The organism is Thermosipho atlanticus DSM 15807, from assembly GCF_900129985.1.
GTDB classification, from domain to species: Bacteria; Thermotogota; Thermotogae; order Thermotogales; family Fervidobacteriaceae; genus Thermosipho_A; species Thermosipho_A atlanticus.
This window is the reverse complement of record NZ_FQXN01000008.1, coordinates 43,904-56,013: the sequence shown is the minus strand read 5'-3', so window position 1 is coordinate 56,013 and position 12,110 is coordinate 43,904. Positions and strand designations below refer to the sequence as shown.

Annotated in this window: 14 protein-coding genes; 12 read left to right on the top strand and 2 right to left on the bottom strand. The window is 31.6% G+C overall.

What is annotated here, in order from left to right; all coding sequences use genetic code 11:
* Nucleotides 1-22: 22 nt before the first annotated feature.
* The 10 genes from BUB65_RS08215 (at nucleotide 23) to BUB65_RS08165 (ending at nucleotide 8,881) form a co-directional block, all read left to right on the top strand.
* Nucleotides 23-589 (top strand): hypothetical protein, encoded by a 567-nt coding sequence (locus BUB65_RS08215; RefSeq protein WP_073073020.1) that lies wholly within the window; start codon nucleotides 23-25, stop codon nucleotides 587-589.
* Nucleotides 590-794: 205 nt separating this feature from the next.
* Entirely contained in the window at nucleotides 795-1,088 is a 294-nt protein-coding gene (locus BUB65_RS08205; RefSeq protein WP_073074048.1) for a DUF4405 domain-containing protein, read from the top strand.
* An 89-nt stretch (nucleotides 1,089-1,177) separates the two neighbouring features.
* On the top strand, nucleotides 1,178-2,506 hold the full coding sequence (locus BUB65_RS08200) for a hypothetical protein (protein WP_073074045.1): 1,329 nt from the start codon (nucleotides 1,178-1,180) through the stop codon (nucleotides 2,504-2,506).
* Between the two features lie 113 nt (nucleotides 2,507-2,619).
* Nucleotides 2,620-3,618, top strand: coding sequence for a type I glyceraldehyde-3-phosphate dehydrogenase (gap, locus tag BUB65_RS08195; RefSeq protein ID WP_073074042.1), 999 nt, complete (start codon nucleotides 2,620-2,622; stop codon nucleotides 3,616-3,618).
* Between the two features lie 65 nt (nucleotides 3,619-3,683).
* A complete protein-coding gene (locus BUB65_RS08190; protein WP_073074040.1) occupies nucleotides 3,684-4,892 on the top strand; it encodes a phosphoglycerate kinase in 1,209 nt (402 codons plus the stop codon).
* Entirely contained in the window at nucleotides 4,889-5,635 is a 747-nt protein-coding gene (tpiA, locus tag BUB65_RS08185; protein ID WP_327192021.1) for a triose-phosphate isomerase, read from the top strand. Before BUB65_RS08190 ends, tpiA begins: the two co-directional genes overlap by 4 nt.
* Nucleotides 5,636-5,682: 47 nt before the next feature.
* Entirely contained in the window at nucleotides 5,683-6,291 is a 609-nt protein-coding gene (locus BUB65_RS08180) for a response regulator (protein WP_073074038.1), read from the top strand.
* The gene (locus tag BUB65_RS08175; RefSeq protein ID WP_073074035.1) at nucleotides 6,272-6,712 is read left to right on the top strand and encodes a potassium channel family protein; all 441 of its coding nucleotides are present in this window, start codon (nucleotides 6,272-6,274) and stop codon (nucleotides 6,710-6,712) included. The genes BUB65_RS08180 and BUB65_RS08175 overlap by 20 nt, the downstream gene beginning before the upstream one ends.
* The gene (locus BUB65_RS08170; protein ID WP_073074033.1) at nucleotides 6,709-7,368 is read left to right on the top strand and encodes a potassium channel family protein; all 660 of its coding nucleotides are present in this window, start codon (nucleotides 6,709-6,711) and stop codon (nucleotides 7,366-7,368) included. The genes BUB65_RS08175 and BUB65_RS08170 overlap by 4 nt, the downstream gene beginning before the upstream one ends.
* 1 nt (nucleotide 7,369) lies before the next feature.
* Nucleotides 7,370-8,881 carry a TrkH family potassium uptake protein gene (locus tag BUB65_RS08165; RefSeq protein WP_073074030.1) on the top strand — a complete coding sequence of 504 codons (1,512 nt, stop codon included), beginning with the start codon at nucleotides 7,370-7,372 and terminating at the stop codon, nucleotides 8,879-8,881.
* Nucleotides 8,882-8,883: 2 nt separating this feature from the next.
* Here the strand turns inward: BUB65_RS08165 and BUB65_RS08160 are convergent, their stop codons facing one another.
* Complete coding sequence (locus BUB65_RS08160) at nucleotides 8,884-10,029, bottom strand: MalY/PatB family protein (RefSeq protein ID WP_073074027.1); 1,146 nt, start codon at nucleotides 10,027-10,029, stop codon at nucleotides 8,884-8,886.
* Entirely contained in the window at nucleotides 10,022-10,393 is a 372-nt protein-coding gene (gene queD, locus BUB65_RS08155; RefSeq protein WP_073074025.1) for a 6-carboxytetrahydropterin synthase QueD, read from the bottom strand. The genes BUB65_RS08160 and queD overlap by 8 nt, the downstream gene beginning before the upstream one ends.
* A 593-nt stretch (nucleotides 10,394-10,986) precedes the next feature.
* Here queD and BUB65_RS08150 point away from each other — a divergent pair.
* Together BUB65_RS08150 and BUB65_RS08145 are read left to right on the top strand one after the other, a co-directional pair.
* Entirely contained in the window at nucleotides 10,987-11,571 is a 585-nt protein-coding gene (locus BUB65_RS08150) for a hypothetical protein (protein WP_073074023.1), read from the top strand.
* Between the two features lie 40 nt (nucleotides 11,572-11,611).
* Nucleotides 11,612-12,079: a hypothetical protein gene (locus BUB65_RS08145; RefSeq protein ID WP_073074021.1), complete on the top strand. Its 468-nt coding sequence runs from the start codon at nucleotides 11,612-11,614 to the stop codon at nucleotides 12,077-12,079.
* The last annotated feature ends 31 nt before the right edge of the window (nucleotides 12,080-12,110 follow it).

Genomic DNA, 12,110 nt, shown 5'->3' with positions numbered 1-12,110 from the left:
AAAAAAACCAGGAGGTGGAATTATGTTTAAAAAGATTAGTGTAGTTTTATTAACAGTATTAGTGTTAACAGCAAGTATATTTGCAGTAGGACCATGGAGGAGCAATTATGTACAGACAAACACAACAAGTCGAACACAACCACTTTATCAAAATTTACCTGAAGGAGCAACAGTTTCTGAAACAACCATATCAGGTACAGTAAAGGAAATTGAAATGATACCAGGAGAAGGGATGGAAGTAATCATTGATGCTGAAGGAGAAGAATATGAAGTACACACAGGACCAATTTGGTTGTATGATGGCTTAGAAGTAGGAGTAAATATAGAAATCAGTGGTAGAATAATTTCAACAGAAGATGAAACATACATTGTAGTAGACAAAGCAGTAATAGATGGAAAAGAAATAGTGGTAAGAGAAAACGGATTTCCAGTATTTGCAAGAAGAGGAATGGAAAATAACAGAGGAAATACATATACAGAAATGGAAAGAAGGAATGTAAGAGGTAGAATGATGAACAGACCACAAAACAAAGTTAGAGAACATGCATATGGTTATGGAATGGGAACATGTGTATATGACGCTGATTAAAATAAGTATGTAGATGAATCCCCCCAATGTGAAGATACGAAGTTGAGGGGATTTAATTATGATAGATATAATGCGGGCAAGGTAATTTTTAAAATTATATTTTATATTTATGAAAAAAAGCAAATAGTTAAACAGAACATAAAAAATTTGAAAGTACAAATAACTAGCGCGCAAATAAAATCAATTTATGAAAGAGGTGATATTAATGAAAAATTTAGTAAAGGTTAAAGCGATAACTTCTTTGGTACTAATAGGTTTATTTATTGTAATATTTGTAAGTAGTATAGGATTAAGTATTGCTCCGTCGGGTAAAATTGCAAGAGTAACTGGATGGGAGTTTATAGGCTTTAGTAAGCAATTACTGAGTACAATACATACGTGGTTTGGATATATTTTGGGTGCGTTAATAGTATTCCATTTTGTTTTAAACTATAAACTTTTTGCATGTGAAATAAGGAATTTATTTAGGGGGGAGAATAAAAATTTTTCATTGAAATAAATCAAGGAAATTATTTAATAAAACATTCTGAACTAGTTTTAGTGTATAATAAATATATAATAGATAAGTTAATTTAAAGGGGGGTGTACATGTTAAGAATTTGTTGTGTTTTTATAATTATATTATTTTCGATAATGATTTTTGGTACGACATTTTCTTTAACATATCAACAGAATATATTAGATAATTTTTATAATTCTTTTCAGCTGGAGATCTGGTATAAATCAAATGATTTTTCATTTCATACATCGTTATTATTTTCAAATGATGGTAAATTTCCACCATTTTTAGCCCCTTTTTACGGAAATTATTATGTAGTTTTAACTGATTCTGGAATAAGATTTTCTGCTGATAATTTAAAGTTTTCTTTTGGAAATCTTTCAAATTACGATGTGATCGACTCACCTTATTCTCTTTATTTCTCATCTTTAGGTTACGCTAAACCAACGATTTCAATGAAGTATTTAGATGAAAAATTTGAATATGAAACTCGCTATGTGCTCATTTCGTATGATGATGGAGGAAACTTTGTAAACAAGGGGATGAATTTCAAATATTATGCAATCAAAGTTGGAAATTTTAGGATCGGATATGAAGAATCAGTTGTATATGCTTCAAGAACATACTTTGATCTAGAATATTTTTTAAACCCTGTTCCAAATTTCTTTTTACAATATGTAAGAGAAAGTTCCTTTTACAAAGATGGAATGTTTAATGATAATTCATTGATGGGTTTTTTTATAGATTATAAAGACATGGAGAAGTACTGGTATGTTCAAATTTTGATTGATGATTTTAATGCAAATAGGATTTTCAATCCTGAAAATCCTACGGTAGATAAAGTTGCATGGTCTTTAGGATTTAAAAAATTGCTAAGACGTGACTTGAAAATAGGTCTGTATCATGCGGGTGCGACAAAGTATACTTTTCAACCATCAGGTAATAGTGGTAATCAATTGCTATACGGGTATACTTATTACAATGAAACAATTTTCGGGGACTATGTTATAGATTACCAAGAGAATTACATAGGTTATAAATACGGCGAAAATAATTTAGCGTTATTGTTAAATTTATTATGGACTCCTGGAAACTTTAAATTAAATTCTGAATTAGAATTCATAATATCTGGAACAAAGTCTCCAGTAAATCCTTGGACTGAACGAGATAGTTATGAACCTGGGTTTAACTTATTAAATGAGGATTCACTGGAAAAAACGATGTTATTTAAAATAGGTATAGAAAAAGATTTTGGTATAATTACATTAGGAACAAAATTATTGACTGGGATGATTTACAACAAATTAGAATTAGTAGACGCTTATGACTTAGTTGGTAAACCGTATTATGCTCCTTCAAGCAATAATGAAAGACTAATTGATTTGAAGATATTTTTAAAGATAAAGTTCAATTTTTAAAGTTATTCTTGAATATTTAAATTGTAACGAAAATTTCATCAAAATTCACCAATGCTTGTTAAGAAAAGATAGTAAAATTTTTCACGAGGACAAAAGATGAAGGAGGGATAAACATGAGAATTGCCATTAACGGTTTTGGAAGGATTGGAAGGTTAGTACTAAGGGAACTTATTCGCCGCGAAAGTGATATAGAAGTTGTTGCCATTAACGATTTAACTAATGCAGAAACATTAGCTCATCTTTTTAAATATGATTCTGTACATAAGGTTTTACCAAATGAAGTCAAGGCAACAGAAAGTTCTATAATTATTGATGGTAAAGAAATTAAGATTTTTGCTGAAAAAGATCCAGAAAATCTTCCTTGGAAAGATTTAGGAGTAGATGTAGTAGTTGAATCAACAGGTGTATTTAGAAAAAGGGAAGGTGCTGAAAAACACTTAAAAGCAGGTGCTAAAAAAGTAATAATTACTGCTCCTGCAAAAGGAGAAGATATTACTGTAGTTATAGGATGTAATGAAGAGCAGTTAAAGCCTGAACATAACATTATTTCATGTGCATCTTGTACAACAAATTCAATTGCGGCAATTGCGAAAGTGATAAACGATGAATTCAAAATTATTACTGGTCACCTTATTACTGTTCATTCATATACGAATGATCAGAGAATTCTTGATCTTCCACATAAAGATCTAAGAAGAGCAAGAGCAGCGGCAATGAATATAATTCCAACTACGACAGGTGCAGCTAAAGCAGTAGCATTAGTTGTTCCTGAACTTAAAGGAAAACTTGACGGAATGGCTATAAGGGTTCCAACTCCAGATGGTTCAATAACCAATTTGAGTGTAGTTGTAGAAAAAGAAACAACAGTTGAAGAAGTTAACGAAGTACTTAAAAAAGCAACCGAAGGAAAGTTAAAAGGCATTATTGGATACAACACTGCCCCAATTGTAAGCAGTGATATAGTAGGAACAAGATTTTCTGGTATTTTCGATGCAACACTTACAAAAGTTATGGGTGGAACATTAGTTAACGTCTTTTCATGGTACGATAATGAGTATGGTTATACTAACAGAGTTGTTGATACGCTTGAAATGGTTGAGAAACTTCTTTAATGTTTTATACAAATAATTTAGATGGGGGCAGTGTGCCCCCGTTATTTAAATAGGGAGGTGTAATAATGGAAAAATTAACAATTAAAGATGTAGATCTAAAAAATAAAAAGGTGATAATGAGAGTAGATTTTAATGTTCCCATCAAAGATGGTGTAATTACTGACACTACAAGAATCGTTGAAGCGCTTCCCACAATTAATTATGCTGTTGAACAAGGAGCAATTGTAATACTTTTATCACATCTTGGTAGACCTAAAGGTGAACCTAAACCGGAACTTTCTCTTAAGCCAGTTGCAGAAAAACTTTCGGAATTACTTGGAAAAGAAGTTAAATTTGTACCATATTTGTACGGTCCAGAAGTTGAAAAAGTTGTCAATAATGCTAAACAAGGAGATGTTATACTTCTTGAAAACACAAGATTTGATAAAGGAGAAACAAAGAATGATCCTGAGCTTGCAAAAAAATGGGCAGATCTTGCTGATTTGCACGTAAACGATGCTTTTGGTACCGCACATAGAGCACATGCAAGCAACGTAGGAATTGCCCAATATATTCCAAGTGTTGCAGGCTTTTTAATGGAAAAAGAAATAAAGTTTTTATCTAAAGCTGCTTTAAATCCTGAAAAACCTTACGCTGTTGTACTTGGAGGAGCAAAAGTATCGGATAAAATAGGTGTAATTACAAATTTACTTGAAAAGGCAGACAAGATTTTAATTGGTGGAGCAATGATGTTTACGTTTTTGAAGGCTTTAGGAAAAGAAGTAGGTTCGTCTTTAGTTGAAGAAGATAAGATCAATCTTGCAAGAGAATTATTAAAAAATGCAGAGGAAAAAGGAGTAGAACTTATATTGCCTGTTGATGCTGTCTGTGCTCAAAAAATAGAATCAGGTGTCGAGAAGAAGATCTTTAGTTTAGATGATGGAATTCCAGAAGGTTGGATGGGTCTTGATATTGGTCCTGAATCAATAAAACTTTTCAAAGAAAAATTGTCAGGAACGAAAACAATAGCTTGGAATGGACCGATGGGAGTTTTTGAGATAGATGATTTCTCTACTGGAACGAAAGAAATAGCAATCGCAATAGCAGAGGAAACTTCAAAAGGGGCAACATCTGTTATAGGCGGTGGTGATAGTGCTGCAGCTGTAGCAAAATTTGGTATGAAGGATAAATTTTCACATGTTTCTACTGGTGGAGGAGCATCTTTAGAATTTCTTGAAGGAAAAGAATTACCGGGGATTTCATCTATTTTAAATAAAAAAAAAATAGAAGATTGATACTTGCTGGAAATTGGAAGATGAATAAAACACCAGTTGAAGCTTCACAGTTTGCTGGTCTTTTATTAAATGGATTTGCCGGTGTGACAGAGTATGATATTATAGTAGCACCACCTTTTGTTTCTATTCCGGGAGTTGCTGAAGTTTTAAGGGATTCTAATATAAAAATTGCTGCTCAAAACATGTATTATGAAGATACAGGAGCGTTTACCGGAGAAATTTCTTGGAAGATGTTGAAAGAAATAGGAGTTGAATATGTAATTTTAGGTCATAGTGAGAGAAGAAATATTTTTAATGAAACTGATGAGTTAATAAATAAGAAAGTTTTAAAAGCTTTAGAGGTCGAACTGACTCCAATTTTGTGTGTGGGCGAAAAGTTAGAAGAAAGGGAAGATGGATTAACATTTACAGTAATTGAAACTCAACTAAGAAAATGTTTAAAAGGAGTAAATGAAATAGAAAAAGTTATTGTAGCATATGAACCAGTGTGGGCAATAGGGACTGGAAAGGTTGCTACTCCTAGACAAGCTCAGGAAGTCCATAAATTTATAAGAAATCTTTTAGCGGAAATGTATTCAAAAGAGGAAGCAGAAAAAGTAAGGATACTCTACGGAGGAAGTATAAAACCTGAAAATTTCTTTGGCTTGATAGTTCAACCAGATATTGATGGAGGACTAGTTGGAGGTGCTAGTTTAAAAGAAAGTTTTATAGAACTTGGAAAGATTATTTCAATAGTGATATAATAGGCTAGGGGGGGTTCCCCCTAACTTTTCTTTATGAGGAGGTAACTATGCCAAATTTTTTAGTTGTTGATGATGAAAGAAATGTAAGATTTTTAATTGAGAGATTTTTGAGCGATGAAACAACTAAAATAGATACTTATGTTAGTGCTGAAGAAGCTTTAGAAGCTTTTCGTAAGAATCCAGGAAAGTATGATCTAATTATTACAGATGTTAAACTTCCAGGAAAATCTGGTCTTGAAATGATTAAGGAGATCAGAAAAGAAGCAGTTGATATCCCTATTCTGATTATATCTGCATATGTAAAGCCTGAAATTTTAACAGAGCTTTTTAAATTTGAGAATGTTGATTATTTATCTAAACCATTTACAAGAGAGGAGTTAATTGCTAAAGTGAAGAGCTTGCTTGAAAAACCAAAAGAGACTTTTGATAGATTATTGAGAGAAGCAAATGAAAATATTAAGAAGGGGGATTTGAACAGAGCAGAGAAATCAATACGGCAGATGTTTAAATATGCCCCTTCTTCACCTATTCCACATTATTTAATGTTTGAACTCTTAAAAAGACGTGGAAACGAAGAGCTTGCACAAAAACATTTGAATGCCGCGAAAGCTTTAGATCCAAATAAGGAGAAGGTGGATGAAAGTGAAAAACAGTAATAGCAGAAGAAATTTATATTTAGTTGTGATTGGTTGTGGAAAAGTGGGAGCTAATGTAGCAAGCATTGCATCATCGCAAGGTCATAATGTTGTTGTGGTTGATAAAAATGAAAAATCATTTGAAAATCTTTCCGTAGATTTTACTGGATTTACAATTTCAGGAGATGCTACGGAAAAAGATGTTCTTTTAGAGGCTAAAGTAGATAAAGCAGACTATGTTTTTGTTCTAACTGAAGATGACAACACTAATTTTTTGATTTCTATGGCTTGTAGATATTATTTTGCAGCACAGAATGTTATTGCCAGAGTATACGAACCTGATAATATAAAATTATTTGAAGAGTACAATGTAAAGGTTGTTTCTCCTACAGTTCTTGCAATAAATGAATTATCTAATATTGTGGCTGGTGATATTAAATGAAAGTGGTCATAATTGGTGGAGAAAGAATAGCATACTTTTTAGCAAAGTCTTTTACTAGTAAGGGGTATAGAATTTATCTTGTAAACAAAGATGCTAAATTATGCGAAGACTTTGCAAGAGATTTAAAGGCTATTGTTATACATGGAGATGCTAGTAAAAGGTCAGTATTAGAGCAATTAGACATAGAAGAGGATGACATCGTTGTTGTGTTAACAAATAAAGATAAAGAAAATTTGATTATTACTCAGCTTTCCAAAAAAATATTTGGTGTAAAAAATATTGTTACTTTGGTTAACAATCCCGATAATATAGAACTTTTTAATAAATTGGGTATTACTGCTGTAGTAAGTACTACTACGATGTTACAAAGAGCATTAGAAAACTTGTTATTTGGCAAGGAACTTGAAGAGTTTCTCTCACTTGAAGAGGGGAAATTAGCATTTTTAAAGATTGAAATACCAGAAAATGCACAAGTGGTTGGTAAAAAATTGAAGGATATTGGGTTGCCACATGATTGTGTCGTAGGTGGAATTTTAAGAAAAGGTGAGGTAATAATTCCTCACGGTGATTCAATACTAGAAGTGGGAGATAGATTATTTATTATAGCGGTTCCTACTGTTCAAACGGAAATTGCAAATTTACTAACGGGTGAGTAAAATGCCAACAAAAGTTGAACAATACAAGATTATAACTTTTAATGTCGGAAGTGTTTTGATATTTTACACTTTCATAATTTTAATTCCTCTGGTTTTTACCTTTTTCTATCCTTTTGAATGGATACATATGTATGCATTCTTGATACCTGCCGTAATTTCTTTAATTTTAGGTTTAATTTTAAAGAAGGTTTCAGGAATAAACTCTTCTCATACAGTCACTGTAAGAGAAGGGGCAGTTATTGTGTTGTTTACTTGGACTTTGGTGGTTGTAATTGGAGCTATTCCTTTTATAATGATAGAGCACTTAAATTTTTCACAAGCAGTATTTGAAGCAACAAGTGGATTTACAACAACAGGGTTGACAATGTTTTCAAATGTAAAAGATGTTTCAAAATTAATACTTGTATGGAGAAGTTTAATGCAATTTATTGGTGGTGCAGGTTTTGCTCTTATAATGATGGGTTCGGTTATAGGTCCCAGAGGTTTTGGATTATATCATGCTGAAGGAAGAGTTGATAATATAGCTCCGAATATTAAAAGGTCTGCTCGGATTATTTCTTTGATTTATGTCATATATGCTGTGATTGGAGTAATAGTTTTAGATATTGCTGGAATGCCTCTCTTTGATGCATTTAATCATTCATTAACTGCATTAGCAACGGGAGGATTTTCCGTAAAAAATGGAAGTATAGGTGAGTATAATAGTGTTTCTGTTGAAATTGTTACGATGATATTAATGTTTTTAGGTGGAACGGGTTTTGGTGTTCACTATGCTTTGTGGCGTGGGAATTTTAAAGCTTTATTTAAAAATGGCGAACCTTGGCTTATGCTTTCTACGATTTTTATAACTACACTTATTATTACTTTCAATGGCGTGGGAAAGATATTCACAAATTTTTCTGAAGGTTTTAGGCAAGCAATTTTTCAAACTACTTCTGCATTGACTGGAACGGGTTTTTCAACAGTTGATCTTTCAAGTCCAGTGTGGATAAATTTTGGGGTTGCTATGTTTATTTTGACTTCTTTAATGCTAGCAGGAGGTGGAATGGATTCTACAGCTGGAGGTTTGAAACAATATCGTATCTGGGTAACAATAAGGGTTATAATACATTCTATAAAAGAATTTCTATTACCCTCAAGAAGTGTTACTAAAATTTCTGTGTGGAAGGGACAAACTAGAAAATTTATTTCCAATGAAGATTTAAAAGAAATTTTATTAGTGTTTTCTATGTACTTTTCCACTTTTTTTGTTGGAAGCATTATTCTTTCTTGTTATGGATATAACCTTACTGAAGCTATGTTTGAATTTTCGTCTGCAATGAATGGAGTAGGTTTATCAGTGGGGATAACATCATCAACCATGCCTCTTGGTGCTATGTGGACTTTAACAATAGCTATGTTTACGGGAAGATTGGAATTTCTCGTCGTAATTTATGCTTTATCTAAACTTTTTATAGACATGTATGATAATGTAAAAAAAATAAGTTATAAAAAAAGTATTGTAAAGAAGTAGAATCATTTTGTTACTTTTAATATAATTTCTAGTGCTTTTTTAATTATTGTTATTGATGTTGCTATGTTCATTCTTTCAAAACCTATTCCTTCTTTTCCAAATTCTTTTCCTTCGTTTAACCATAGACCATTTTGAAGAAGAGTATTGTGTATATCAAAGTTGTATTTTCTAAAATCAAGCCACATAAGGAATGTACCTTCTGGTATTTGTGTTTTCACTTCAGAGTTACTTTCCAAGTTTTTTTTCACATATTCTGCATTGTTTTTTAGGTAATTCAGCAAGTTGATAAGCCAATTTTTCCCATATTTATATGCTGCTTCAGCAGCAACAATACCAAAAATATTTGACATGCTTAAGTGTTGCGAGTGAACTATAGACTTAAATTTACTTCTTAAATCTTTATTGGGAATAAATGCGTTTCCTATTTGAAGTCCTGCGATGTTGAATGTTTTACTTGGTGCAGTAAGTACAATTATATTATTATGGAATTTTTCGGAGAGAGAAGTTAAGACATAATGTTTATTTGGTTTGTAAATTATGTCAGCGTGTATTTCATCGGAAACTACTAGAATGCCTTTTTTAGAACATATTTCTTCAAGTCTTTCAAGTTCCTCCTTTTTCCAAACTCTTCCAACAGGATTGTGTGGGCTACATAAAATCAACATTCTTGTCCTCTTATCAATTATTCTTTCAAGGTTTTCAAAATCCATTTCATAATATCCATTTTTGTTAATTAAAGGGTTAGGATTAATACTTCTACCAAGTTCGTTTATAACTTCATAAAATGGTCTGTATACTGGAGGTTGAATAATGATTTTATCACCAGGGTTTGTGAAAGCTTGAATAGCAAATGCAATGCCGGGTACAACACCCGGGATTGGAACTATCCACTCTTTTTTTATTTCTGTGTCATGGTAATCTTTAAACCAAGAAATTATGGCATTATAATACGAGTCTGGGCGAAAAGTATAACCATATATTCCATGTGATGCTCTACTTTTAATTGCTTCGATGACTTCTATAGGTGCTTCAAAGTCCATGTCTGCTACCCATAAAGGAAGTATATCTTTGTTATTTTTATTTAGGCCATAATCCCATTTATATGAATTTGTTCCCCTTCTATTTATGATACTATCAAAATTAAACATGCTTATCATCCTTTCTCAAGGTCACATAAGAAGTTGGAGTTTCATAAAGTTTAATTTCGTACAAAAAAAATCTATCGGAAGACAATTTTTTAGAAAGTTTTTCCCAAATCCACTCTGCTATGTTTTCAGCGCTTGGTTGTTTAATAATTTTATTAATATATGCGTGATCAAGAATATTTAAAACATTTTCCTGAACTATTTTTTTTAATTCGAGGAAATCTATTACCATTCCCTCTTCGTTTTTTTCGCCGGCCACTGTAACTACAAGTTTATAAGTATGTCCATGTAAATTCTCACATTTACCATGATACTTTACTAAGTTATGTGCAGCATCAAATGTAAATTCTTTGGATACATAAAACATTTGAACACCTCCCAATATTTCGTACTACTCTTATTTTAGCATATAAGGTAAAGCTAAAAGGAAAATATGTTCTAGTAAATTTAAAAAATTGCAAAGCTGTTCTTCTTTGTTTTGCTGTTTTTTTTAATTTAGATTAATCCTTAATTGACTATTACAAATTTAGTTGAATAAAATTCTTAAGAAAATGAAGTAGAAATATTTTTCAACGTTTATAGTTTGATGTTATATCTACTTTAACTGTTCCATTATGAATTTTGAGTAACTTATATGTAACTTTTGTATTTTTTTAATATTTTTCTTTAACATGATGATATAATAATAATACAGTAATATTATATATACGAAGAGAATATGGAGTTTAATGTGATTAATACTTAGTTAATTAGTAAAGTTTGTTTGTTTATGTAAAATTTTATATAAAGTAATTTTAAATATCTTTAAATAAATATTATTAACAAATAAACATTTTCAACAAAGGAAAGAGTTATTTCATTTAAAAAATGGTAACGAAAGAAAGATTGTAGAATTTAGAAGATTTTCTGTTTGTTGTTACTTTTTGTTGTGTTGTTTTTTAAAAGATGGGAGGCGTAAAAGTGAGGTTTATAAAAATCTTAGTTTTGACATTTGTTTTGATTTTAGCTTTAGTTGGGGTTTCGCAAGTTAATGTTCTTCATGTTCCTGGTTGTGACTGGGAAAGTACCGATCTTACCCATGAGATTGACACAAGAGTACATCAATGGATAGACATAACATGGGATGCCACACCATATCATGTATGTGATAAGGAAACAAATGATGTTTATCTAGAAGATGGATTTGTTTTGCTTCAAATGTCTTATTTTTCAAATGCAGATGTGCAAGTTTCAATTGATTTCCCAGATCCATATTTTAGGGATGAATGGGGAGGAGTGCTTGAAAATATTTCAATTTACTTTTTTGTGAAATCTACAGATGCAGAAAGTAATGAAGACAGCTATATTCAATTTAACTACAACATGGGCGATTTAACAAGGATGGGAACAGATACTACTATTCCTGTATGGTTACCAGAGGCTAGTATAGGAGACATTGTTTTTACAATAAACGTCTTAACATCAGATCCTGGACCATATGAAACACCTGCAGGAGTGTATTATTTACCGGTTAGATTTACGTTTAATCCAACAGTTAGTTGGTAAGAAAAGATTGGAAAGAAAAATTTGAAGGAGGGGTAAATTTATGAGAAAATTATTGGTTGGAATTTTAGTATTATTTGGTTTATTTATTTTCGCAAATGGAAACTTTATACATGTACCAGGATGTCAGTTTGATACTTTGACATTAGATTCAACTATAACAGTGTATGTACATCAATGGATGGATCTAGAATATGAATGGATGATAGATAGCTTCTTTGATATTTGTGATTATGAAAATGTACCTGAAGACGTTGACCTTTTATGGTTTTCACTTGATTCAAATGCTGACGTAGAAGTGAGTGTAGATGCAGATTGGGGAGGACTTGATGCTTATATTAGTGGAACAGTATATGTTTTAAAAGACGGTAATCCCTTTATGCCAACATCACCAATAAGTGATGGAGATTATTTGATAGGAGTAACAATTACTAATATAGATCCTAATACACCTGCTGGAGATTATACAGTTGTACTTTCGATAACATTTGAACCAACAGTAACATTTTAAGTAAAGTAAAGATATAGGTAAAAAACTATTG